Origin of the sequence: Streptomyces sp. NPDC048106, from assembly GCF_040706415.1 — a bacterium.
Taxonomy (GTDB): domain Bacteria; phylum Actinomycetota; class Actinomycetes; order Streptomycetales; family Streptomycetaceae; genus Streptomyces.
Genome location: NZ_JBEZND010000052.1, coordinates 31,040 through 54,465, shown reverse-complemented (window position 1 = coordinate 54,465; position 23,426 = coordinate 31,040). Strand labels below are relative to the sequence as shown.

General features: G+C 73.9%; 24 protein-coding genes. 12 read left to right on the top strand and 12 right to left on the bottom strand.

Going from position 1 to position 23,426, the window contains the following annotated elements:
* Window positions 1-85: 85 nt before the first annotated feature.
* The 4 genes from AB0927_RS35795 (at window position 86) to AB0927_RS35780 (ending at window position 5,692) form a co-directional block, all read left to right on the top strand.
* Window positions 86-1,906: an alkaline phosphatase family protein gene (locus tag AB0927_RS35795; protein ID WP_366672005.1), complete on the top strand. Its 1,821-nt coding sequence runs from the start codon at window positions 86-88 to the stop codon at window positions 1,904-1,906.
* Between the two features lie 110 nt (window positions 1,907-2,016).
* Entirely contained in the window at window positions 2,017-3,018 is a 1,002-nt protein-coding gene (locus AB0927_RS35790) for a phosphotransferase (RefSeq protein WP_366672004.1), read from the top strand.
* 61 nt (window positions 3,019-3,079) lie between these two features.
* A complete protein-coding gene (locus AB0927_RS35785) occupies window positions 3,080-4,099 on the top strand; it encodes a hypothetical protein (RefSeq protein WP_366672003.1) in 1,020 nt (339 codons plus the stop codon).
* Between the two features lie 180 nt (window positions 4,100-4,279).
* Window positions 4,280-5,692, top strand: coding sequence for a N,N-dimethylformamidase beta subunit family domain-containing protein (locus AB0927_RS35780; RefSeq protein ID WP_366672018.1), 1,413 nt, complete (start codon window positions 4,280-4,282; stop codon window positions 5,690-5,692).
* Window positions 5,693-6,031: 339 nt separating this feature from the next.
* Here the strand turns inward: AB0927_RS35780 and AB0927_RS35775 are convergent, their stop codons facing one another.
* Window positions 6,032-6,910, bottom strand: a complete 879-nt coding sequence (locus AB0927_RS35775) for a universal stress protein (RefSeq protein ID WP_366672002.1) — start codon at window positions 6,908-6,910, stop codon at window positions 6,032-6,034.
* Window positions 6,911-7,282: 372 nt separating this feature from the next.
* On the opposite strand from AB0927_RS35775, the gene AB0927_RS35770 reads away from it, so the two are divergent.
* The gene (locus tag AB0927_RS35770; protein WP_366672017.1) at window positions 7,283-7,891 is read left to right on the top strand and encodes a CBS domain-containing protein; all 609 of its coding nucleotides are present in this window, start codon (window positions 7,283-7,285) and stop codon (window positions 7,889-7,891) included.
* A 48-nt stretch (window positions 7,892-7,939) separates the two neighbouring features.
* Here the strand turns inward: AB0927_RS35770 and AB0927_RS35765 are convergent, their stop codons facing one another.
* Window positions 7,940-8,632, bottom strand: coding sequence for a pyridoxamine 5'-phosphate oxidase family protein (locus AB0927_RS35765; protein ID WP_366672001.1), 693 nt, complete (start codon window positions 8,630-8,632; stop codon window positions 7,940-7,942).
* A gap of 423 nt (window positions 8,633-9,055) precedes the next feature.
* Here AB0927_RS35765 and AB0927_RS35760 point away from each other — a divergent pair, with 423 nt between their 5' ends.
* The 3 genes from AB0927_RS35760 (at window position 9,056) to AB0927_RS35750 (ending at window position 11,272) form a co-directional block, all read left to right on the top strand.
* A complete protein-coding gene (locus tag AB0927_RS35760) occupies window positions 9,056-10,201 on the top strand; it encodes a Cmx/CmrA family chloramphenicol efflux MFS transporter (protein WP_366672000.1) in 1,146 nt (381 codons plus the stop codon).
* A gap of 193 nt (window positions 10,202-10,394) precedes the next feature.
* Entirely contained in the window at window positions 10,395-10,787 is a 393-nt protein-coding gene (locus AB0927_RS35755; protein ID WP_366671999.1) for a VOC family protein, read from the top strand.
* A gap of 134 nt (window positions 10,788-10,921) precedes the next feature.
* Window positions 10,922-11,272 carry a metalloregulator ArsR/SmtB family transcription factor gene (locus AB0927_RS35750; protein ID WP_366671998.1) on the top strand — a complete coding sequence of 117 codons (351 nt, stop codon included), beginning with the start codon at window positions 10,922-10,924 and terminating at the stop codon, window positions 11,270-11,272.
* Between the two features lie 13 nt (window positions 11,273-11,285).
* Here the strand turns inward: AB0927_RS35750 and bla are convergent, their stop codons facing one another.
* Complete coding sequence (gene bla, locus AB0927_RS35745; protein WP_366671997.1) at window positions 11,286-12,188, bottom strand: class A beta-lactamase; 903 nt, start codon at window positions 12,186-12,188, stop codon at window positions 11,286-11,288.
* Between the two features lie 125 nt (window positions 12,189-12,313).
* On the opposite strand from bla, the gene AB0927_RS35740 reads away from it, so the two are divergent.
* The 3 genes from AB0927_RS35740 to AB0927_RS35730 are packed head-to-tail and all read left to right on the top strand — an operon-like array spanning window position 12,314 to window position 14,234.
* Window positions 12,314-13,291 carry a LysR family transcriptional regulator gene (locus AB0927_RS35740; protein WP_366671996.1) on the top strand — a complete coding sequence of 326 codons (978 nt, stop codon included), beginning with the start codon at window positions 12,314-12,316 and terminating at the stop codon, window positions 13,289-13,291.
* Window positions 13,288-13,989, top strand: a complete 702-nt coding sequence (locus tag AB0927_RS35735) for a serine hydrolase (RefSeq protein ID WP_366671995.1) — start codon at window positions 13,288-13,290, stop codon at window positions 13,987-13,989. Before AB0927_RS35740 ends, AB0927_RS35735 begins: the two co-directional genes overlap by 4 nt.
* On the top strand, window positions 13,908-14,234 hold the full coding sequence (locus tag AB0927_RS35730; RefSeq protein WP_366671994.1) for a serine hydrolase: 327 nt from the start codon (window positions 13,908-13,910) through the stop codon (window positions 14,232-14,234). Before AB0927_RS35735 ends, AB0927_RS35730 begins: the two co-directional genes overlap by 82 nt.
* 102 nt (window positions 14,235-14,336) lie before the next feature.
* Here AB0927_RS35730 and katG read toward each other — a convergent pair whose 3' ends face one another.
* The 5 genes from katG to AB0927_RS35705 form a co-directional block, all read right to left on the bottom strand.
* Window positions 14,337-16,565, bottom strand: coding sequence for a catalase/peroxidase HPI (gene katG, locus AB0927_RS35725; protein ID WP_366671993.1), 2,229 nt, complete (start codon window positions 16,563-16,565; stop codon window positions 14,337-14,339).
* A gap of 33 nt (window positions 16,566-16,598) precedes the next feature.
* Window positions 16,599-17,036: a Fur family transcriptional regulator gene (locus AB0927_RS35720; protein WP_366671992.1), complete on the bottom strand. Its 438-nt coding sequence runs from the start codon at window positions 17,034-17,036 to the stop codon at window positions 16,599-16,601.
* A gap of 183 nt (window positions 17,037-17,219) precedes the next feature.
* On the bottom strand, window positions 17,220-17,957 hold the full coding sequence (locus AB0927_RS35715) for a hypothetical protein (RefSeq protein ID WP_366671991.1): 738 nt from the start codon (window positions 17,955-17,957) through the stop codon (window positions 17,220-17,222).
* 96 nt (window positions 17,958-18,053) lie between these two features.
* On the bottom strand, window positions 18,054-18,752 hold the full coding sequence (locus AB0927_RS35710) for an acetate uptake transporter (protein WP_366671990.1): 699 nt from the start codon (window positions 18,750-18,752) through the stop codon (window positions 18,054-18,056).
* Window positions 18,753-18,919: 167 nt separating this feature from the next.
* Complete coding sequence (locus AB0927_RS35705) at window positions 18,920-19,231, bottom strand: hypothetical protein (RefSeq protein WP_366671989.1); 312 nt, start codon at window positions 19,229-19,231, stop codon at window positions 18,920-18,922.
* Between the two features lie 439 nt (window positions 19,232-19,670).
* Here AB0927_RS35705 and AB0927_RS35700 point away from each other — a divergent pair, with 439 nt between their 5' ends.
* The gene (locus AB0927_RS35700) at window positions 19,671-20,477 is read left to right on the top strand and encodes an SGNH/GDSL hydrolase family protein (protein ID WP_366671988.1); all 807 of its coding nucleotides are present in this window, start codon (window positions 19,671-19,673) and stop codon (window positions 20,475-20,477) included.
* Window positions 20,478-20,535: 58 nt separating this feature from the next.
* Here AB0927_RS35700 and AB0927_RS35695 read toward each other — a convergent pair whose 3' ends face one another.
* The 4 genes from AB0927_RS35695 to AB0927_RS35680 form a co-directional block, all read right to left on the bottom strand.
* Entirely contained in the window at window positions 20,536-20,784 is a 249-nt protein-coding gene (locus AB0927_RS35695; protein WP_366671987.1) for a hypothetical protein, read from the bottom strand.
* Window positions 20,771-21,028, bottom strand: a complete 258-nt coding sequence (locus AB0927_RS35690; protein ID WP_366671986.1) for a DUF6400 family protein — start codon at window positions 21,026-21,028, stop codon at window positions 20,771-20,773. Before AB0927_RS35690 ends, AB0927_RS35695 begins: the two co-directional genes overlap by 14 nt.
* A 74-nt stretch (window positions 21,029-21,102) precedes the next feature.
* Window positions 21,103-22,062: a hypothetical protein gene (locus AB0927_RS35685; RefSeq protein WP_366671985.1), complete on the bottom strand. Its 960-nt coding sequence runs from the start codon at window positions 22,060-22,062 to the stop codon at window positions 21,103-21,105.
* A gap of 71 nt (window positions 22,063-22,133) precedes the next feature.
* On the bottom strand, window positions 22,134-23,417 hold the full coding sequence (locus AB0927_RS35680; protein WP_366671984.1) for an FAD-dependent oxidoreductase: 1,284 nt from the start codon (window positions 23,415-23,417) through the stop codon (window positions 22,134-22,136).
* Between the last annotated feature and the right edge of the window lie 9 nt (window positions 23,418-23,426).

The following is a 23,426-nucleotide window of genomic DNA, read 5'->3' as shown; positions in this document are numbered from 1 at the left end:
ATTGCTCCGCCGACGCGCCCCGCAAGGAGCGCAGCATGCCTGCTCGTACACCGCACAGCAGTTCTGTCCAAAGGGGTAGACCACCATGTCCAGCAGAGGAAGACGAGCCGCGATGCGCAGCCTGGGCGCGCTCGTGGGAGTCGCGGCGCTCACCGCGCTCGGCAGCAACACGCCCGGGTGGGCGGCGCCCGCCCACGCACACGGGGCCTCGTCGACCGCGACGCCGATCGAGCACGTGGTCGTGCTCTTCGACGAGAACATCTCCTTCGACCACTACTTCGCCACGTACCCGAAGGCCGCCAACACCGACGGCACGAAGTTCACCGCGTCGAAGAACACCCCGAAGGACATCGACACCCTCGCCAACGCCGGGCTGCTGGAGAACAACCCGAACCAGTACGCGCCGAAGCGGCTGTCCCCGGCGCAGGCCATGACCTGCGACCAGAACCACTCCTACGGCCCCGAGCAGTACGCCTACAACGGCGGCAAGGCCGACCAGTTCGTGCAGAACACCGAGGTCGACAAGTGCAGCGGCGGCCTGTTCGCCGAGCCGGGCCTGGCGATGGACTACTACGACGGCAACACCGTCACCGCGCTGTGGAACTACGCCCAGCACTACACGCTGAGCGACCGGGCCTACAGCTCCAACTACGGCCCCTCCACCCCCGGCGCGCTCAACCTCGCCTCCGGCAACACGCACGGCGCGGTCTCCATCGACCCCACCACCGGCAAGCAGACCGCCAAGCCGGACGCGTACGCGGTCCAGTCGCCGGACGCCAACGGTGTCGGCACGATCGTCAACGACCCCGACCCGGCCTGGGACGACTGCTCGGGCAAGAACCACACCAGCACCAACGCGCTGGCCTCGATGCAGGGCAAGAACGTCGGTGACCTGCTCAACTCCAAGAACGTGTCCTGGGGCTGGTTCCAGGGCGGCTTCCGCCCGACGACCGCGTGGGACGGCCAGTCCGGCTCCTACGCCAAGTGCGAGGCCACGCACACCAACGTGGGCAACGCGTCCGTGGTGGACTACAGCCCGCACCACAACCCGTTCTCGTACTACAAGTCGACGGCCAACCCGCACCACCTGCCGCCGAAGTCCGTCTCCGAGATCGGCCACGACGGTCAGGCCAACCACAACTACGACCTGACCGACTTCTCCGCCTCGCTCAAGGCGGGCAAGCTCCCGTCCGTCAGCTTCGTCAAGGCCGGCGAGTACCAGGACGGCCACGCCGGCTACTCGGACCCGCTCGACGAGCAGCACTTCCTGGTCGACGAGATCAACGCGATCCAGAGCTCGCCGCAGTGGAAGTCCACCGCGATCGTGGTCGCCTACGACGACTCCGACGGCTGGTACGACCACGCCTACGTCGCCCCGCGCAACGGCTCGACCGACACCTCGATCGGCTCCAACGGCAAGACCACCGACAGCCCGGCCTGCCAGAACGGCCCGAAGGCGGCCGGCGGCTACGCGGACCGCTGCGGCCCCGGCACCCGCCAGCCGCTGCTGGTCATCTCGCCCTACAGCAAGGTGAACAAGGTCGACCACACGCTGACCGACCAGGCGTCCATCACCCGCTTCATCGAGGACAACTGGCACACCGGTCGCATCGGTGACGCCTCCTTCGACGCCAAGGCCGGCTCGCTCAGCGCGATGTTCGACTTCCGGCACCCGAACAACAAGCAGGTGCTGCTGAACACCGACGGCTCCGTGAAGTCCGTCGGCCCGATCAAGCACGTCGCCCCGGTGCACACGAGCATCACCCCGGGCCCGGCCCTGCAGAACGCGGCCGACAGCACGGACGCGTCCTCCCCGGCCCTCCCGGTCGGCCTCGGCGTCGGCGCCCTGCTGGCCGCCGGTCTCACGGGCACGTACTTCACGATGCGCCGCCGTCAGCAGGCCTGACGACAGCGAGCCCCCTGGGTGTGCCCCCGGCCGTGTCGGCCGGGGGCACACCCGTATGCGCACCGGAAAACCGGTGGTCAAGGCCCCGGTCCTGCTGCTGGGATGGTGTGATGCGCAGTGAGATCTCGATGACCGTGGACCGGGGCGCCTTCCCGGACGCGGTGACGCCGTGGGAGCGGGAGTCCTGGCGGGCCGCGGCCCTCGACTGGGTCCAGGAGCGGCTGGCCGGCCACGGCCTGCGCGCGGGCGGCGAACTCCGGGTGCGGCTGCGGCCGTGGTCGGTGCTGGCGCGGGTGCCCGTGGCGGGGCGGGAGGCGGTCTGGTTCAAGGCGAATCCGCGGGCCAGCGCCTTCGAGGGCCCGCTGACCGCCGCGCTGGCCCGCTGGGTGCCCGGTCAGGTGCTCCATCCGCTGGCCGTGGACGCGCCGCGCGCCTGGTCGCTGCTCCCGGACGGCGGCGACCTGTTCCGGCAGGTGCTCGCGCGGGAGCCGGTGGGACCGGATGCCTGGGAGGACCTGCTGCGCCAGTACGCGGGCGTGCAGCAGGCCCTGGTGCCGTACGCCGACGAACTGGAGCGGCTGGGGGTCCCTTCGGCCCGCACCCTCGATCTGCCCGAGGTGTTCGACCGGCTGCTCGCGGCGGACACCGCGCTCGATCCCGGCGCACGCGCCCGGGTCGCCGCCGTGCGGCCCCGGCTCGTGGACTGGTGCGCCGAACTCGCCGCCCTCGGTGTCGAGGACTCCCTCGACCACGCGGACCTGCACGACGGACAGCTCTTCCGCCCGGCACCGGGCCGGTTCACCTTCTTCGACTGGGGGGACGCGGCCGTCTCCCACCCGTTCTGCAGCCTCAGGGTCACCGCCGAGGGTGCCTGCGAACGCTACGGCCCGCAGGTGCTGCCCCGGCTGCGCGACGCCTACCTGGAGCCCTGGACCGGCGCCGGCCGCCCGGTCGCCGACCTGCGGCGGGCCGCGAGCCTCGCCTGGCGGCTCAGTTCCCTGGGCCGCGCCACCTCCTGGGGCCGGGTGTTCCCCCACCCGGCGCGCCCCGCGCCCGGAGCCGCGCAGAGCGCGAAGTGGCTGCTGGACCTCCTCAACGAGCCGCCGTTCTGAGCGCGTTGGGCCCCCGCCGCCCGAAGTCGCCGGAGCTGCGCACCGGGCGGACACTGGCGGTGTGAGCCACAGCCGCGCACCCGCCGCTCCCCCGCCGGGCCGCCGTGCCGTCCTGGGCGCGCTCGCCGGTGTCGCGCTCGGCGCGGCGGGCTGCTCCGGCGCCACGGCCCCCGCCGCACGCACCACCGCGCCCGGCACCCCCTCGCCCACGTTGTCCCCCGCCTTGTCCCCCACCCCGTCGCCCGCCGCGGTGCTGCCGCGCACCACGCCCTGGCGGCCTGGGCCGGGCGAGGTCGAACCGGCGGCGAAGCTGCGCGCCGTGCAGGTGGTGGAGGCGATCGGCGCCTGGCCGCGCGGGCACGGGGGACCCGAAGCCGCCCGGTCGCGGGTCGCGGCGCTCCGCCTGCCCACGGCGCTCGCCGATCAGGCCGGACCCCTGCTGCCCCCGGCCGACGAGGCCGCGCTCCAGGTCGTCTTCGCGCAGTACGGCGGGATCCTGCCCCGCTCCGCCAGCGTGCTGGTGGTCTGCCGGCAGTGGACCCGGCACGGCGGCACGGTCGCGGCGGGCGGTACGACGGTGGACGTACGGCTCTCCCGGGGACCGCACGGCTGGACGGTGGACGCGCTGCGGCCGGCGCGCCCGGGACCGCCCGCCCCTTCCCTGCCCTCCGGCACCCGCGCGGCCCTGTCCGACGACCGGCTCACGCTGCCGCCCGCCGCCGTCGCCGACCTGCGCGCCGGCCACGTGCACCCGAGCGTGACGCGGGCGATGCGGGTGCTGGCCCGGACCTACCGGATCGAGGTGAGCGTCGTCCGCTCCGGGCATCCGCTGGACGTGTTCGGCACGGGCCGGCCGAGCGACCATCCGCGGGGGCGGGCCTTCGACGTGTGGCGGATCGACGGCCACCCGGTGGTGGACCCGGCGACGCCGCGGTCCCTGATCGAGCGGTTCATGCGGGACGCGGCCGCGGCGGGGTCGTACAACGTCGGCGGCCCGGTGCTGCCGTCGGGCGGTGGCCCCGGTCAGTTCTTCAGCGACGCCACCCACCACGACCACGTGCACCTCGGCTTCCGCGCCTGACCGGTTGCACCACGGCAGGGGCGCCCCGACGCTGGAGCGGTGACCCATCCGGGAGACGACGCGACCCCGGCGGACGGCCCCGGGCCGGGGCGGCGGCGGTTCCTCGCCCTGTGCGCCGGCGCGGGGTTCGGTACGGCCGCCGCGTGCACGGCCGCGCCGTCGCCGACCAGGGCCGACGGCCTGCGGCCGGAGTCGGAGCGGGACGCGCCGGGCACCGCGGGCTGGCGGCTCGGGGCGACCGGCCCGCCGGACGCGGTGACCGGCTATCCGGACCGGGTGAGCGTGACCCCGGGCGAGCCCTTCGGCCTGCGTGTGTCGACCACGGCGGCGTCGTTCCGGGTCTCGGCCTTCCGCATCGGCTGGTACGGCGGCTCCCAGGCCCGGCGGATCTGGGCCTCGGACCGGATAGCCGGCCGGGCACGGGCCGCACCGCGGGTGCTGCCGGCCACCCGCACCGTGCGCGCCGACTGGCCGGTCAGCGTGCCCGTGGACACCACCGGCTGGCCGGAAGGCGCCTACTTGCTGCGTCTTGAGGCGGACACCGGCCATCAGCGGTACGTCCCGTTCGTCGTCCGCTCCACCGAGGGCGCCGGCCGCACGGTGCTGCTGCACGCCCCGGCCACCTGGCAGGCGTACAACCGCTGGGGCGGCGCCAGCCTCTACGCCGGCGCGGACGGCGCGTACGCCACCCGGTCCCTCGCGGTCAGCTTCGACCGGCCCTACGACGGGAGCGGCGCGGAGAAGTTCCTGACCTACGAGCGGGCGCTGGTGGTCCTCGCCGAGCGCCTCGGCATCCCCCTCGCCTACAGCACCGGCACCGACGTCCACCGGGACCCCGGGGTGCTGCGGGGCGCGCGGTGCGTGGTCTGTCTCGGGCACGACGAGTACTGGACGCCCGAGCAGCGGGCCCACGTCACCGCCGCGCGGGACGCCGGGACGAACATCGCCTTCCTCGGCGCGAACACCTGCTTCCGCCGGGTGCGGCTGGAGGCCGGGGAGGGCGCGCGGGACCGTACGGTGGTCTGCTACAAGACCGACTACCGCGCCGACCCCTGCTATCCGTCCACTCCGGCGCGGGTCACCACCGACTACCGGCTGCCACCCGGCGCCGACCCCGAGTCCGCGCTCACCGGGGTGCTGTACGAGGGCTACCCCGTCGACGCGCCGTACGTCGTCCGGGCGGCCGGCCACTGGGCGTACGAGGGCACCGGTGTCCGCGCCGGGGACGGCTTCGCGCACCTGGTGGGGGTGGAGTACGACCGGGTCACGCCCGGCGCCCCCACCCCCGGCCCGCTGGAGATCACCGCGCACTCCCCGCTGGTGTGCAAGGGACGGCCGAGCCACAGCGACTCGGCGTACTACACCGCCCCCGGCGGGGCGGGGGTGTTCGCGACCGGCACCATGCGCTGGGTGGAGGGCCTGCTGGCCGGGACGGGCGAACTCGGCCGCGACCACGGCATGGACGCCCGTACCCGCGCCTTCGTCACCCGCACCACCGAGAACGTCCTGCGCGTGTTCGCGCGGGGCCCGGCGGCCCGGCACGCGCCGCCGCCCTCGCCGAGCGCCGACGGGCGTGCGGTGTACGGCGGTTGAGCGCGCCCAGGTCAGCCCTCTCGCGACCGCAGCTGGTTCTGGCGGGCCCTGTTGAACAGGCGCCACAGGTGCTTGGCCACGGCGCACGGCGCGGAGTCGGCGCGGCACTGGCGGCAGGAGCGGGTGTGCTGCTCGTACTGGGTACGGGCGTCTTCTAATGCGTCACTGACAGCAGACATGGACATCTCCGAAAAAGACAGGACACCGAACGGCGCGCCGACTTGACTGGCCGCTACAACCAGTCCCAAAGGTGATCATGTTACTGGCGGTACAGGGAAATTCGCAGACCTCGGAACCGACGGATCCGGCAACGCCCGCCGGTCGTGCCTCCCGGCGTGCTCAGTTGTGCGGGACGACCGCGACCGGGCACTCGGCGTGCTGGACGACCGCGTGCGCGACATGGCCGAGGCGCTCGCCGAGCCTGCCGCCGCCGCTGATCCGGCGGCCCACCACGACGAGTCCGGCGCCGTCCGTGGCCCGCACGAGTTCCGCCCCGGCCCGGCCCTCGGTGACGGTCGTCGCGACGGACACGTCCGGGTATTTCTCGTGCCACGGCCGCAGCAGCGCGATGACGGCGTGTTCGGCGGCCGCCGCCCCCTCGGGACCGGCGCCGTCGGGCTCGTGCACATGGCACACGCGCAGTTCGGTGGTGCGCCGCCGGGCGGCCTCGAAGGCGAACCCGATCGGCTCGTCGCAGGGGCTGTCGACGTCCAGGCCGAGCACGACGGCGCGGTACGGGATGCTCGGGATCTCGTCCGGCGCCAGCCCGGGAGAGGCCGGCAGATGCTCGTCGGCGGCGCTGCGGCCCGCCCGCACCAGCACCACCGGGCAGGGCGCGCGGCCCGCGACGCGCAGTGAGACGGAGCCGACGAGGACCCCGGCGGCGCGGCTGAGTCCGAGCGTGCCGACCACCAGGGTGTCGGTCCCGGCGGCCACGGACAGCAGCGCGGGCACCGGCGACTCGGCGATCAGCCGCCCGGTCACGGCCAGTGTCGGATGCGCCGCCCGCACGCTGTCGACCGCCTCCCGCAGCACCCGCTCCGCCCAGCCGCGTTCCGTGCTGTCCCGCGTCGCGAACGGCGCCGACCGGCCGGCCGTGACCCACGCGTGCACCAGGGCCAGCTCCGCACCCCGGCGCACCGCCTCCTGCGCGGCCCAGTGGGCGGCGGCGACGCTCTGCGGGGACCCGTCGACCCCCGCCGCGATATGACCAGCCATGACGTGTCCCTCCGGATCCGAGCCGACGCTTCCCGCGTGCGCCGAGCGCACTCCCGTACGACAAGCGTGCCTCGCGGCGGGGAGTCGCGCCCGTGGGCCGCACGGCCGTCCCGGGGCCCGTTCCCGGGGAGGCCGTGAAGGAGGGAGGTGCACGGGGACAGGACCAAAGGTCCCGGGCGCGGGGGCGCCCGGCCCTCGGCCCCCGACGGCGGACGCGGCACGCTGGTGGCACCGGCCCGGACGGACGGCGGGGACGCGCGGGGCCGGGCGTCGAGCGGGCCGGCGGACGCGGGAGACCGCCGCACGCACCGGGCGGGGCCGCCCACCCCAGGAGGAGGAAGAACCGTGATCCACAGCACGGTCGGCGAGGTGATGACCGCCGACGTCGTCACCGCGTCGCAGACGACGACGTCCACATCCGTGGCCCGGCTGCTGGAGCGGCACGGGATCAGCGGGCTGCCGGTGATCGACCACGACGACAAGGTGCTCGGCGTGGTCTCGGCCTCCGACCTGGTGCGCGAACGGGCCGCCCGGCAGCCGGAGCCCCCGGGCGCGGCCGTACGGGAGCCACCGGCGCGCGAACTGATGTCGACGCCCGCCGTCACCGTCCACCCCGAGCAGCGGGTCCCGGACGCCGCCCGGCTGATGGAGCGGCGCGGCGTGGAGCGGCTGCCCGTGGTGGACGAGGAGGACCGGCTGATCGGCATCGTGACCCGCCGTGACCTGCTCCGGGTCTTCCTGCGCGGGGACGACGAGATCCGCCGCCAGGTGTCCGAGGAGATCGTGTCGGGCGAACTCGGCCTGCCGCCGGGAGCCGTCGCGGTGTCCGTGCGGGACGGCGTCGTCACCCTGGCGGGCGGTGCGGAACTGCGCGGCGCCATCGCCCGCGCCGGCGTCGCCGCCTGGCGGCTCGACGGGGTGGTCGGCGTGGTCAACCTGGTGCCGTCCGCGACCCCCGCGAGGGTGGCGCGGCCGGGGTGACGCCCGCTCGTCACGCGCGGTCAGCCGGAACCCTTGAACCCTTGGGCCTCATCCCGCTTCGATACGACGACCCGTGTACGCCGTGGGCTCGATCCGCACCCACAGATCGCGTTCCCCGCCGGCCCAGGGGGCGCTGCGGGCACGCTCGGTGAGCCGCGCCGCCTCGCCGGGATCGGTCACGGGGCGGGCGGTTCCCCGCACCAGCACGCTCCAGCCCTCGCTCAACGCGTCGTCCACCCGGTCCACCTCGAAGGCCACCTCACGGCCGAACGCCTGCGTGATCACCGATCCCTCACGGGTCCGGAGCACGATCGCGTCGTCCACGACGCTGTAGTTCACCGGTACGACCACGGGCGCGCCCTCGGTGCTGACGGAGAACCTCCCGACGCCGTGCGTCGACAGCAGTTCCCTGCACTCCCGCTCGCCGAGTTCAGCCATCCGGGGATTGCGGGAGGCCTGCCCCAGCCCGGACGGCAGCCCGGAGTACCCGCCGCCGAGTTCCTGCGGGCTGACGCGCAGCGCCCCGGCGAGCCTCAGCAGGGTGCCGGAGTCGGGCGCGGCGGTGCTGTGGTGCTCCAGATGGGCGATGTACGCCTCGGCCATGCCGGCACGGGCGGCCACCTCCTCCCGGGTGAGGCCGAGTTCGGCCCGGCGCCGCTGGAGCCGGCGCCCGAGGTCGCCCCGCGCGGGGCCGCCCTCCGACTCCGGCTCGCCGTGCCTCGGTGCGGGGCGTTCTGCCATGCTCGCTCACTCCTCGCCGGGATCCCGGACCGCCGGTGTGCACGGGGTTCGCCCCTGGGGCCGCCAGGGCCCTGGCTCGTACCACGTGTACCACCGGGGCACCCCGGCCACCACTCGGGTACACCGAGGCACCACGGGCGGCCGGGGCCGACGCGTCCCGGTGGGGCGTCGGCCGCGGGCGAACGGGGGCCGGGGCAAAACCCTGCGGGCGGCGGGGCGTTGCCGGGGTACCCTCGGGACATGCCGAGTCCCGAGTCGGACAGGGCGGGGGCTTTCGGTCACGCCGTCAGCCCCCGGAACCACTGACCGCACCACCGCCGCGCCGCGCCTTCGCGTGCCACGGCCAAACTCGTGCGCCCCGGGTGCCGACCGCGATGACGAGATGACCGTCTCGCGCCTCTCCTCGCCCCGGAGTCACTCTCGATGCCTCTCGCGCTCTATCCGCTCGCCCTCGCCGTCTTCGCCATGGGCACCTCGGAGTTCATGCTCGCCGGCCTCCTGCCGGACATCGCCTCGGACCTCGGCGTCACCGCCGGGACGGCGGGCCTGCTCACCTCGGCCTTCGCCACCGGAATGGTCGTCGGCGCCCCGCTGATGGCGGTCCTCGCCCGCGACCGGCCCGGCCGCTCCAGCCTGCTCGGCTTCGTCCTCCTCTGCGCGGCCGCCCACGCGGCGGGCGCCACCGCCACCGGCTTCCCCCTGCTGTTCGCGACCCGGGTGGTCGCGGCGCTCGCGAACGCGGGGTTCCTCGCCGTGGCGCTCACGACCGCGACCGCGCTGGTCCCGCCCGACCGCAAGGGCCGTGCGCTCGCGGTGCTGCTCTCGGGCACCACCGCGGCCACGATCGCCGGCGTCCCGGCGGGCTCGGTGCTGGGCACGCTGCTCGGCTGGCGGGCCACGTTCTGGGCCGTCGCCGCCCTGTGCCTGCCCGCGGCCGCCGGGATCCTCAGGGCGGTCCCCGCGCGCCCCGCGAAGAAGGGCACGGCCGGCGGACTGCGGGCGGAGCTGGCGCAGCTACGACGGCCTCGGCTGCTCCTGGTGATGCTGCTCGGCGCGCTGGTCAACGCGGCGACCTTCGCGAGCTTCACCTTCCTCGCCCCCGTGGTGACCGGCACCGCGGGGCTGGGCGACCTGTGGGTCTCCGTCGCCCTGATGCTGTTCGGCGCCGGTTCTCTGGCCGGTGTCGGGGTCGCCGGGCGCCTGTCCGACCGGCGTCCCGGCCTCGTCCTCGCGGTGGCCGGTCCGGCGCTGCTCGCCGGCTGGCCCGCCCTGGCCGTGCTGGCACACCTGCCGGTCGCCCTGCTGGTCCTGGTGTTCGTGCAGGGCGCGCTGTCCTTCGCGCTGGGCAGCACCCTGATGACCCGGGTCCTGCACGAGGCCGCGGACGCCCCCACGATGGCCGGCTCCTACGCGACGGCCGCGCTCAACGCCGGAGCCGCCGCCGGCCCCCTCGTCGCGGCGGCCGCCCTCGCCGGCACGGACCTGGGCCCGCTGTGGGCCAGCGGCGCCCTGGTCGCGGTCGCGCTGCTCGTCGCGGTCCCGTTCCGCGCCGTGACGGCCCCGGACTGACGCCGGCCGAGGCCGGCCGCCGAGGTCAGCCGGGCGCCAGTCCCCGGTCGGCGCCTTCCGGCACTGCGCGCGGGTCCGAATCCCGCCCTCTCCGCTGCTCCGAACGGCTGACTACACTGGACAGTGGCATCGCGTGCCGGTCACCGGCCGGGTGAGGCATGGAGGTGTCAGGAGATGCCTCTGGAGGCATTCCTTGTCGGTCGATCTGAACCACACCATCGTCCACGCCCGGGACAACCGGGAGTCCGCCCGTTTCTTCACCGAGATCGTGGGCCTGGACATCACCTCGGAATGGGGCCCGTTCGTGGCCGTCGCCCTGGGCAACGGCGTGACGCTGGACTTCGCCACCGTCCCCGAGGACGACATCACCCCGCAGCACTACGCGTTCCTGGTCTCCGAGGAGGAGTTCGACGCCGCGTACGCCCGCATCACCGAGCGCGGCATAGAGCACTACGCCGACCCGCACCGCAAGCAGCCCGGCACCATCAACCGCAACGACGGTGGCAAGGGCGTGTACTTCATGGATCCGGTCGGACACGCCATGGAGCTGCTCACCGTTCCCTACGGTGGATGGCCGACCGCGTAGGGTCCGGGGCCGATTCGGTCCCCAAGGGGCCCGCGGGTGAGGATGGGCCCCATGGTGTTGACGTGTGGGTCGATGGGACGGACCGAGGCCGGGCCGCAGGGGGCGGGTCGCCGGGCCGGTGAAGGGACGGTCCGGTGAGCAAGCCGCTGTACCAGCTGAAGGCCGAGTTCTTCAAGACGCTCGGCCATCCGGCCCGTATCCGCGTGCTGGAACTGCTCAGCGAGCGCGAGCACGCGGTCGCCGAGATGCTGCCCGAGGTGGGCATCGAGCCCGCCCACCTGTCCCAGCAACTGGCCGTGCTGCGGCGCGCGAACCTGGTCAAGACCCGCAAGGAGGGTTCGAACGTCTACTACTCGCTGACCAGCCCGCACGTGGCCGAGCTGCTGCGGGTGGCGCGGACGATCCTGTCCGGGGTCCTCGCGGAACAGGCCGGGCTGCTCGCCGACCTCCAGGCCGCCCAAGGCGAGCAGCCACCGCGCGCCTGACCCCGGTGAAGGGTCACTCGCCGGGTGCGACCGTCCGGGCGGCGACGCGGGCCGCCTCCGCGATGAGCGCCTCGTCGACCGGGGCCTCCTTGCCGTCCCGGCACGACAGGACGGCCAGCACGACGGGGGTGCGCCGGGTGGTCCAGGCGACGCCGACGTCGTTGGCGCTCGCGTAGTCGCCGGTCCCGGTCTTGTCGGCGACGGTCCACCCCGCGGGCAGTCCGGCGCGGAAGCGCGCGGCGCTGGTGGTGTTGCCCTTCAGCCAGGTGACGAGCCGGTCGCGGTCGGGGGCGGCCAGGGCCCGGCCGAGGGTCAGCCGCTCGATGCTCGTGGCGAGGGCCTCGGGGGTCGTGGTGTCGCGCGGGTCTCCGGGGACCGCCGTGTTCAGCTCGGGCTCCCACCGGTCGAGCCGGCTCACCTCGTCGCCGAGCGAGCGGAAGAAGCGGGTGAGGCCGGCCGGCCCGTCCAGCCGGCTCAGCAGCAGATTGCCGGCCGTGTTGTCGCTGTACTGGATCGCCGCCGCGCAGAGGTCGGCCACGGTCATGCCGGTGGCCTGGTTCTCCTGAGTGCGGGGCGAGTTGGGCAGCACGTCGTGCGGCGGATAGTGGATCACCTTGTCCAGCGGCACGCAGTGCCCCCCGTCGCGCAGGACGGCGGCCGCCGCGAACGCCTTGAACACCGAGCACATCGCGAACCGCTCCCCCGCCCGGTGGGCGAGCACCTGTCCGGTGCGCACATTGCGCGCGTACACGCCGAGCCGGGCGCCGTAGCGGTCCTCCAGGCCGGCCAACTCGCCGGTGGCCGAGGCGTCCGGGGCGGCGGCGGCCCGCCCGGCCGACGCCACGACGGCGGCGGATGTGAGCGCGACGCCTGCCTTCAACAGGCCACGGCGCGCGAGCGGTCCGGAAGCGGTCATGGTGAAGTCCTCCCAGGTCATGCCTTGTCGGCCGGGTGATCCGTGAGAACAGCGAAACAGCACGACCGCGCCCATGTCCAAGAGTGAACTGGGCATGTCCCATGCCTTATTGATATGACTGCTGGATGGATCTGGTGGCGCATCTGGAGGCGTACGTGGCGACCGCCGACGAGGCGAGCTTCTCCCGGGCGGCCGACCGGCTCGGCATCGCGCAGCCGTTGCTCAGCCGCCGCATCAAGACGCTGGAGGGCCACTTCGGCGGACTGCTGTTCGACCGTTCTCGGCGCCAGGTCACGATCACCGATCTCGGCGTACTGCTCCTCCCCCACGCCCGCGACGTCCTGGACCGCGCCCAGCGGCTGCGGCAGGCCGCCCACTCGGCCCGGCACGCGCGGGTGCGTGCCGTCGGGGTGCCCTCGGACTGCGCCCCGGCCGTCCTGGCCCGCGCCCTGCGCGCCGGCACCGAGCGCGGCATCACCCTCGGCATGCGTGAACTGCCGCCTGCGGAAAGGGAGTTGGGCCTGCTCGACGGCTCGCTCGCGTACGCGCTCGTCCGCGTGGCACCGGAACGCGCCGCCTTCCGGGTGCCGTTGGGCCTGGCGTCCGCGCCGACCGGATCGCGGGCGCGTCCGCGCGCCGTGCACCTCGAAGAGCTGCGGCCCCGTCGCCGCCGTACCGGTGGACCGCCCGCCCCCGCGCCGCTCCCGGTACTCGTCCTGGCGGAGGACCAAGTCCCTTGTTTCGAGGACCGGTTCGCGCGGGCCGTCGCGCGCGCCGGGCTGCCCGAGGAGCGGATCCGGCCGGCCGGCCCGGCGTCCGGCGCGCTCACCGAGACCCTGGCCGGGCGGGCGCTGCTGCTGTGCACCGAGCCGTACGCGCGCCGGTACGAGGCCCGGTGGGCACCGCTGGGCGACACCGCCCTGCACCGGGGCTACGACGTGGGCGCGCCCCCCGGTCCGCGAGGTGCGGCGGCCGCACCGGGCTGGCTGGCCCGGCTGCTGGCCGCGGCGGTCGGAGCGGCGGGGACGGCACGCCCCGGGGACACTGGTGAGCTCCCGGCCGTCGGCGGCGACGCCCCCTCCCGCCTGGCGGCCCGCGGATGAGCCCGGCAAAACCGAGCGGCCCGCGGAGCCGGCCCGTCTGCGTCGGCGACGACGGCGCCCTGCTGGACGTCGCCGAGGCGGTCGCGGCGGACTGGGCGGCGCTGGGCGTGCGCGGCTCCTTCCTCGCCCTGAACCTGGACACGGGCGCGCGACTGGGTTTCGACGTCGACGAGCCGGTGCCGCTCGCGTCCGTCGCGAAGGTGCCGCTCGCCCTGGTCGTCCTGGACCGGATCGCGGCCGGGGAGCTGGACGCGGCGCGGCCGGTGACCGTCGACCCCGCCCGGAGCAGCGTCGGCCCCACCGGCCTCGCGGCGTTCCGGCACCCGGCCACCGTGGCCGTCGGCGACCTGCTCCTGCTGATGCTGTCGGTGAGCGACAACGCCGCCGCGGACGCCCTGTTCGACCTGGTGCCGCCGGCGCGGGTGGACGCGCGGCTGCGCGAGTGGGGGTGCGCGGGCATCCGGATGCGGCACCGCATGAACCACATGTACGAGTGCGCGGCCGGTGCCGCCGGTACGACTTCTCGCTCGCGCTGGAGCTGGCCGTGCGGGACGAACGGGCGGGCCGGCCGACGCTCGATCCCCTGGACCCGGCGCACGCCAACACCGGCTCGGCCGTGGCGCTCGTCGAGCTGCTGCGGCGCGTGTGGTGCGACGAGATCACCGTCCCCGGGGCGACGGCCGAGCTGCGGCGGCTGATGGGCTGCCAGGTCTTCACCCAGCGGCTGGCGAGCGACCTGCGCGCGGACTCGCTGCGGTGGAGCGGGAAGACGGGCACGTTTCTGCATCTGCGGCACGAGATCGGCGTGGTGGAGGCGGAGTCCGGCGACCGGGTGGCCATGGCCGCGCTCACCCGCGCGGGCCGGCGGGCCGCTCTCGCCGCGGACATCGAGCTGGCGATGGGCGCGGCCGCCCGCGACGCCTTCGAGGCACTGCGCCGTTGAGGTGCCGGCCGGGGCGGCAGGCGCTGTTCAAACGCCGATGTCCGGGCCCTCCTGGTGGAGGGGCCCGGACATCGGGTCAGCGGATCGGCAGGAGCAGCCGGATCAGGCGATGTCGAACCGGTCCAGGTTCATGACCTTGTCCCAGGCGGAGACGAAGTCCTTCACGAACTTCTCCTTCGCGTCATCGCTCGCGTAGACCTCGGCGAGGGCGCGCAGCTCGGAGTTGGAGCCGAAGACGAGGTCGGCACGGCTGCCGGCCCACTTCAGCTCGCCCGTCGCGGCGTCCCGGCCCTCGAAGGCGGTCTGGTCCTCGGAGGTCGACTTCCAGGTCGTGCCCATGTCGAGCAGGTTGACGAAGAAGTCGTTGGTGAGCACGCCGGGCGTCTTGGTGAAGACGCCGAGCTGCGAGGACTGGGCGTGGTTGGCGCCGAGCACGCGCAGGCCGCCGACGAGGACGGTCAGCTCGGGGGCGCTGAGGGTGAGCAGGTTGGCGCGGTCGAGCAGCAGGTACTCGGCCGGCAGCCGGTTGCCCTTGCCGAGGTAGTTGCGGAAGCCGTCCGCGGTCGGCTCCAGCGCCTCGAAGGACTCGGCGTCGGTGTGCTCCTCGCCGGCGTCCACCCGGCCCGGCGTGAAGGGCACCCGGACCTCGAAGCCGCCCTCCTTGGCCGCCTTCTCGACCGCGGCGACACCGCCGAGCACGATCAGATCGGCCAGCGAGACCTGCTTGGCGCCGGCGGAGGCGTTGAAGTCCCGCTGGACGCCCTCCAGGGTGCGCAGCACCTGGGCCAGCTCGTCGGGCTGGTTGACCTCCCAGCCGCGCTGCGGCGCGAGGCGGATGCGGGCACCGTTGGCGCCGCCGCGCTTGTCGCTGCCGCGGAAGGTGGAGGCGGAGGCCCACGCGGTGGTGACCAGCTGGGCGACGCTGAGACCGGAGTCGAGCAGCTTGCCCTTCAGGGCCGCGATGTCCGCGTCGTCGATCAGCTCGCCCGTGCGCTCCGGCAGCGGGTCCTGCCAGATCAGGGTCTCCTCCGGGACCTCGGGGCCGAGGTAGAGGGACTTCGGGCCCATGTCGCGGTGGGTGAGCTTGTACCAGGCGCGGGCGAAGGCGTCGGCGAACTCCTGCGGGTTCTCGTGGAAGCGGCGGGAGATCGGCTCGTAGATCGGGTCGAAGCGCAGCGAGAGGTCCGTGGTGAGCATCGTGGGCAGACGCTTCTTGGACGGGTCCTGCGGGTCGGGGATCGTGGCCTCGGCGTCCTTGGCGACCCACTGCTTGGCGCCGGCCGGGGACTCGGTCAGCTCCCACTCGTAGCCGAACAGGTTGTCGAAGAAGCCGTTGCCCCACTGGGTCGGGGTGGAGGTCCAGGTGACCTCCAGGCCGGAACCGATGGCGTCCCTGCCCTTGCCGGTGCCGTAGGTGCTCTTCCAGCCCAGGCCCTGCTCCTCCAGGCCGGCGGCCTCGGGGTCGAGGCCGACGTGGTCGGCGGGGCCGGCGCCGTGGGTCTTGCCGAAGGTGTGGCCGCCGGCGATCAGGGCGACGGTCTCCTCGTCGTTCATCGCCATGCGGCGGAACGTCTCACGGATGTCGCGGGCCGCGGCCAGCGGGTCCGGGTTGCCGTTCGGGCCCTCCGGGTTGACGTAGATCAGGCCCATCTGGACGGCGCCGAGCGGATTCTCCAGCTCGCGGTCGCCGGTGTAGCGGCGGTCGTCCAGCCAGGTGGTCTCGGGACCCCAGTAGACGTCCTCCTCCGGCTCCCAGACGTCCTCGCGGCCGCCGCCGAACCCGAAGGTCTCGAAGCCCATGGACTCCAGCGCCACGTTTCCGGCGAGGACCATCAGGTCGGCCCAGGAGATCTTCTGGCCGTACTTCTTCTTGACCGGCCACAGCAGGCGGCGGGCCTTGTCCAGGTTGACGTTGTCGGGCCAGCTGTTCAGCGGGGCGAAGCGCTGCTGGCCGGCGCCTGCGCCGCCTCGGCCGTCGCTGATGCGGTAGGTGCCGGCCGCGTGCCAGGCCATGCGGATGATCAGACCGCCGTAGTGGCCGAAGTCGGCGGGCCACCAGTCCTGCGAGGTGGTGAGCACCTCCTCGATGTCCCGCTTCACGGCCGGGAAATCGAGGCTCTGGAAGGCCTCGGCATAGTCGAACTCCTCGCCCAGTGGGTTGGTCGCGGGCGGGTTCTTGGCGAGGATCTTCAGGTTGAGCCGCTCCGGCCACCACTGGCGGTTGCCACCGCCCTGGGTCGGGTGCAGAGCCCGGTCGTGAACGACGGGGCAGCCACCGCTCCCCTCCTCCGACTTCGCGTCTGTGACGATCGCGTCGTGGTTCTCAGTCATGGCAATCCTTCCGAACTAAGCGGAACCAGGTGCTCAGGAACTGCGGCCGGTGGAACAGTCGGGGCACACGCCCCAGTAGACGACCTCGGCCTCGTCGATGGCAAAGCCCCGGTCGTTCGCCGCGGTCAGGCAGGGCGCTTCGCCGACGGCGCAGTCGACGTCGACGACGGCCCCGCACGACCGGCACACGATGTGATGATGGTTGTCGCCGACGCGCCCCTCGAACCGGGCCGGGTGACCGGCCGGCTCGATACGGCGCACGAGACCCGCCGCCGTGAGCGCGTGCAAAGCCTCGTAGACGGCTTGTACGGATATATGACCTACGCGGTCACGGACCCCGGAGGCGATCGCCTCGACGCCGAGGTGGTCGCCGTCCCGGACGGTCTCCAGCAGCGCGACGCGAGCCGCCGTCACGCGCAGGCCGGCACCGCGGAGCTCCTCGGCGGTGGTCGGAGTCGGGGAGGCGGTCATGTGACTGAACCTACTCTCTGAAACACGAGAGGTTCAAGAAAACGAACAATGCAATTCTGATCTTCTTCCGGCGGCCCGCTCAAGGACATGCACGCATCATGTGGTCCCACCGCACTCTCCCCGGACACGGCAAGCCGAACCGTCCACCGATCGGATGCGGCGACCGGCCGGCGCCGGGTCCGGCTACCTGAGGACGTTGACGGCGCGGGCCACCACGAGGCCGACGGTCACCAGGGACACCGAGGACTGCAGCATCATCAGCATCTTGGACCACCTGGACAACGGCATCACGTCGGTCGGACTGAAGGCGGTGGCGTTGGTGAACGAGAGGTACAGGTAGTCGAGGAACTCGGGTTCCCAGTCGGGGGGCGCCAGTTCGGGGCTCTGCATCTGGACGAAGAGGAAGTCGGCGTACTGCTGCTGCCCGCGCACCCGCGCCATCGGGCCGCCGCGGTCCGACTCCCAGTACCACAGCGCGAAGACGATGACGTTGGTGAACCAGATGACCGCGCCGGCCCGCAGCAGCGGCACCGCGTCCTGGCCCCCGACGCCGTGCACCAGGTCCCACACGAGCCGGGCCGCCGACCAGCCGTTGGCCAGGCTGATGACGCCGATCAGGACCAGGCCCAGCCACCGCAGCCACCGCGTGCCGGGCTCCACCCGCCGGGGATTGCCGGCCACCAGGGCGGCCAGCAGCACCACTTCCAGTACCGGCAGCACCCAGACCGGCCGCAGGAGCACGAGCCGGTGCGGCAGGACCAGTTGGAGGGCGACCGCCGCCAGCATGACGGCGGTCACGGCCCAGCGCGTCTCACCCCGGGTCGCCCGGCGCCACGCCGGCACCAGTTCACGCTCGCCGCTCTGCAGCAGCCGTTCGATCCGCGCCAGGCGGCCGGCGGCATCGTCCCTGTCCTCGCTCATGCCGGACATTGTTCCGGGCACGCGACCGCCCGTGACGGCCGGGAAGGCCACCACGGGCGGGAAGGCGCCACGGGCGGGACGGTTACGGCGCCCTCCTCACAGGGCTCGCTCGTCGTGGCGCACCCGCTCGCTCGGCGGGGTCCGGCTCGGGCCGACGGGGAGTACGGGGCGCCCGTGCGTCTCGTTGATGACGGTGGCCGCCGACGCGTACCAGGCGGCGAGCCCCGTGAGGATGCCGAACCAGCCGCCCACATGGGTCATCGCGTGCCCGGCGCCTCCCTGGAACGACCCGATGGCCAGGAAGAGGAAGGTCAGGGTCAGCAGCACGAACACCGCGAGCACGGGGAGGCTGACGCGCAGGGCGCCCACGGTCATGTAGGCGGTGAAGATCGCCCACCCGAGCAGGAACAGGCCCAGCGCGTTGTGCGCGTCACCGGCGAGCGCCACCCGCGGCGCGATCCACCAGTAGGACAGCCAGAAGGCGGCGAAGGAGACGAACGCCGTCGCGCCGAAGGTGTTGCCCCGGCGGAACTCCATGAGTCCCGCGGCGAACTGGGCGAGGCCACCGTAGAAGGCCGCGAGACCCAGGACCGGCAGGATGCCTGCGGCCTCCTTCAGCAGGTTGGTGTTGACGATCGACAGCAGCAGAGTCGTCAGGGCGAAGGCGGCCAGGCCCAGGGGCGCGGGATCGGCCCAGACCGGCGCGCGCGGGGCCGCCTCGTGCGGGACCGTCCCGGGCGGGACCGACCCCGGCGGCGGCTGTTCCGGGCGCGGGCTCCTCATGTCCTCGTTCATCACCGGCATCCCTTCGACCACTGGTCAGCAGGGCCGAGGCCCTTGCTCGCCGAGCCCGCAAACATGCTGGTCAGAGCCCCCGAGACGGGCTGTGACACGTACGTGCCACCTAGATACACCTGTACGGAATGTACCCATTTACCCCGGTTCCTAGCATCGACTCGGCGTCAGCGTCGCCCGCAGGAAGCGGGTGCGTACAGCGCCAGCTGGTCCTTCACCCACGGGTCGAACACGGCCAGCCGGCCCTTGGCCGCGGGGTCGAACCGCGCCGGCTGCCCCTCGATCCAGGAGTCGAGCGGGTGCGCGCCGCGGCGGCCGGAACACACGGGGGCGCCGCTCCGGCTCGCGGTGGCATGGGCGGGGAGGTGCGAGGCGCTCGGCGGAGCCGCCGCCGCGGACCCGGCGGTGGCGAGCAGGGCCCCGCCGGCCAGCGCGACCGAAGCGCCGACCGTGCCCGCGTGCCGTACCAGCTTGATCATGACCGTCTCCTTTCTGTACGGCCGGTGACGAGCCCTGGGCAGCATGTGACGGATTGCCCTGCTTTGCCGTTCAGCCGACCGGTGGAGGCGCATACCCCGCCGCTCACACCTCACGCATCGGATCGTTCCGGCCGGGGCGCGCGGCCGTTCCGTCTCGCGGTCGAGAAGGCCCCGGCCGGCACCGTGCTGCACCGGACCGCCGAGGAGGGGGCGCCGGCCCGGCGCCTCGATGCCGCGCGCGGGCGGCGTATGCGGCCGTACGGGGGACATCCCTTCGGGTGAACTCCGGCCACGGGGTGACACCCAGCAGGGCTCGTGGCGCCGTACCGGTGGCCTTCCGCGCCAAGGCGCTGCCGCGGGCCGCATCGGCGGGGCGCCCTGTCAACATGGCGGAGCGTGACGGGGCGGCGGGGGCGTGGGTCGGCGATAAACGGGAGGCATGAGACGGTTCCGCATCCAGTCCTGGGCCACCGCGGTGCTCCTCGCGGGCGCCTGCACCCTCGCCGGTCCCGCCACGGCGCCGGCGGCGCCGAACAGGGCGGCCCTGGACTACGTGGCTCTCGGGGACTCCTACTCGGCCGGCGTCGGCGCCGGCGACTACCTCACCGAGGGCGCGAGCTGTCTGCGCAGCGGCCGGGCGTACCCCGCGCTGTGGGCCGCGGCCCACGCCACCTCGTTCGCCTTCGCCGCCTGCAACGGCGCCAAGACCGGGGACGTGCTGAAGAAGCAGCTCGGGGCGCTGAACGGCCGTACCCGCCTGGTCAGCCTCACCGTCGGCGGCAGTGACGCCGGCTGGGCGAAGGTGATGGCGCTCTGCGCGCTGCCCGGCACCACCGGGTGCCTCACCGCCGTCGGCACCGCGCGCGCCTACGTCGACAAGACGCTGCCCGGAGACCTGGACCGGCTCTACTCGGCCATCAGGGGCAAGGCCCCGGGCGCCCGCGTCGTGGTGCTCGGCTATCCGCACTTCTACCAGCTCCACGGGAGCTGCTCGCGGGGCCTCGACGACACGGAGCGGGCCGCGCTCAACGCGGCCATCGACCATCTCGACGGCATGATCGCCAAGCATGCCACCGGCCACGGGTTCGCGTTCGCCGACCCCCGGACCGCGTTCACCGGGCACGAGATCTGTTCCGCGGGGCCGTGGCTGCGCAGCGTCGAGGTGCTGGACCTCACGGAGTCGTACCACCCCAACGCCTCCGGGCAGTCCCTCGGCTACCTCCCCGTCTTCACCCGCGCGGCCTGAACCAGGCCGCGCGCGGCACCGGCGGCAGGCACCACCGCCGCGGGCCGCCGGACAGACGTCAGCGGTCCTCCGAGGCGCGGTTCCGGCGGCCGCGGGCGGCGCCGAAGCCGGTCTCGTGGTCCCAGACGTGGGTGCAGGTCGGGCACTGCAGGTGGAGCAGGCTGCCGGTGTTCGACAGCAGGTAGCGCCAGTGCCGCGAGCACCTGCGGCGTTCCTCGCAGGTGGCGCAGCCGCGGTGGTCCGCGCAGTTCGGGCAGGTCACCCAGGCACGGCGGCCGATGTCCGCGTGGGGATCAAGCGGTAGCACGGCCGTCTCCGCGCTCGGGCAGGACACCGGCGGCCACCAGCTCGTCGTAGACGCGCTGCTGCTCCGCGTCGAGGCCGGAGTAGAGCAGTTCGCGGGCCGCGTCCTCGTCCCGCAGCGCCTTGACGGGGTCCCACGTGGGGCCGACGGCGTCCATGACGTGGGCGCGCCGGAGCATCTCGTGGGCGGTGAGGTCGACGGAGAACTCGACCGGCTGGGCGGGCGGGGTGGGGTCACAAGCGGACATACGTACGAACTTAGGTAGCCCTTCTCCGTCGCGGCAAGGGTGGGTGGGGGACATCACAGGCGAAACGCCGCGGATCACAGGCCGACGGTCGCCCTGCGCTGCGCCTGGTCGTACTCGGTGAGGGCGTCGCCGCCGGTGCTCCAGGGCCAGGGGGTGACGACGCCGCCCAGGACCTCGAAGACCGGCGCGGCCTCGCGGCGGCGGTCGGCGGCGGCCATCAGGGCGTGGGCGAGCAGGTTGAGGTCGGCGAGGGCCCGGGCGTGGCGGAGGAATCCCGGCTGGGGCCAGGTATGGGCCACGCGGTCCAGGGCCTGTGCGGCCATGGCGTGGGACCAGTGGTTGCGTGCCACCAGGGCCTCGAATCCGCCCCGGCCGAGGACGGCGTGGTACTGGAGGACCTGGGCGGTGAGTTCGACGCCGGCACAGGGGGCGTTCGCCGGCATGCGGGCGCGCAGGGTGTCCACGAACTCCAGGACCTGGATGCGCGAGCCGCCTTCCTCGGGGCCGAGGTAGCCGAGCATGACGAGGTGGGCCTCGCGGTTCCAGCGGTCGCGGGCGAGCACCTCGTTCCACACGCCGAACGCCTGGGACCGCGCCCAGCGTTGGAGGCGGGCCACCGCCAGCAGGACGACCCAGGGGGTGGGGTCGTCGGGGGCTGTCTCGGCGGCCCGCAGACAGAGGTCGGTGGCCTCGGAGGCGTCTTCCGGGCGGCCCTGGGCGCGGGCCTCGGCCACCCGGGTCCAGGCGTGCAGCACGAGGGCGTCGGCGCTGCGCGGTTCACGCGCGGCCCAGGAGCGCGGCAGGTGAGACCCCGTCAGAAAGCCTGCCAGGACGTCGATACGGTGGGTGCGGCGGTCCCAGTCGGCCGGGTCCTGGCCGAGGAGGCGGGTGATCTGCGCCGCGCACAGGTCGGTCGTCGCGATCGTGCCCGTCCTGGTCGTCGTCCGCAGGGACCTGAGAAGTCTGCCCAGCTCCTGGTCGTCCAGCTGCGGGGCCAGACGCGTTCTCCTGCGGCGACTTGAGAGAAAAGCCATGCACGGAGGCTAGGGGGCTTCGGCCCCCGCACAAGGGCTACGCCAAGATCGTTATGGATTACCGGGCTTGCCTACGGCGCCCCGTCGGCACGGCCGCCGCCGGAGCGGTCCTCCTTCCGGACGGCCGCCGCGGGCGGCCGTTCGCGTCGGGCGCCGTATGCGATGAAGTACGCGGGCACCCGGCGCAACCGCCGTGATCCGGCGAGCAGCCGGGCGACGCGACGGGCCCGGTCCGCGCTGCCGAGCGGCGGCCGGCCCTCCAGCACGGGGCGGATGACGCGGGCGTGGGCGAGTCGCTGGAGCGTCTGGGTGGCGACCGTCGTGGGCCTCCGACGGCGCTGCACCCCGCGCAGCTCGCGCTCGCCCACGGCGCCCCGGCGCAGTGGTCCGGCGAGCCGGCGGGCGGTGGCCACGGCGTCCTGGACCGCGAGGTTGATGCCGATGCCGAAGACCGGGGACATGGCGTGGGCCGCGTCGCCGATGCACAGCAGTCCGGGCCGGTGCCAGCGGCGCAGCCGGTCGAGGCGTACGTCGAGGAGCTTGACCTCGTCCCAGGAGCGCAGCGCCTCGGCGCGATCGCCGAGCCAGGGCACGGCGGCGGTGAACTCGGCCCGGAACCGGTCGAGTCCGGCGGCGCGGCGGCTGCCGTCGGTGCCCTTGGGGATGAGCGCGGCGCACTGCCAGTACTCGCCGCGGTCGATCATCGCGGTGAGGAAGCGGTCGCCCGCGCCGCCGACCAGTCCGTGCGGATCGCCCTCGCGGCGCGGCAGCCGGAACCACCAGGCGTCCATCGGGCAGGCGAAGCCGTGCAGTCCCAGTTCCGGCCGGGCGCGGGCGAGTGAGCCGCGGCCGTCGCAGGCGACGGTGAGCAGGGCGCGCAGTTCGCCGGTGCCGCCGTCGGCGGTGCGGTAGCGCACCCCGGTCACCCGTCCCGCCTCGGTCAGGAAGCCGGTGGCCTCCGTGTTCATCCGCAGCCGGAAGGAGGGTTCGCGGCGGGCCTCGTCGGCGAGCAGGTCGAGGAGGTCCCACTGGGGCACCATCGCCACGTAGTTGTAGGGGCCGCGCAGCACCGACAGGTCCGCGACCGTGACCTGCGGGCGGCCGGGGTCGACCGGTAGCTGGACGGTGCGCACCCGGCGCTGCGGCAACCGGGCGAACCGCTCGGCCAGGCCCAGTTCGTCCAGCAGCGCCAGCGTGGAGGGGTGGACGGTGTCGCCGCGGAAGTCGCGCAGGAAGTCGGCGTGTTTCTCCAGCACCGTCACCTCGACGCCGGAGCGGGCCAGCAGCAGCGCGAGCACCATGCCCGCGGGGCCGCCGCCCACCACACAGCACGTGGTCCTGTCCGCCGTGTCCATCGCGGTCCT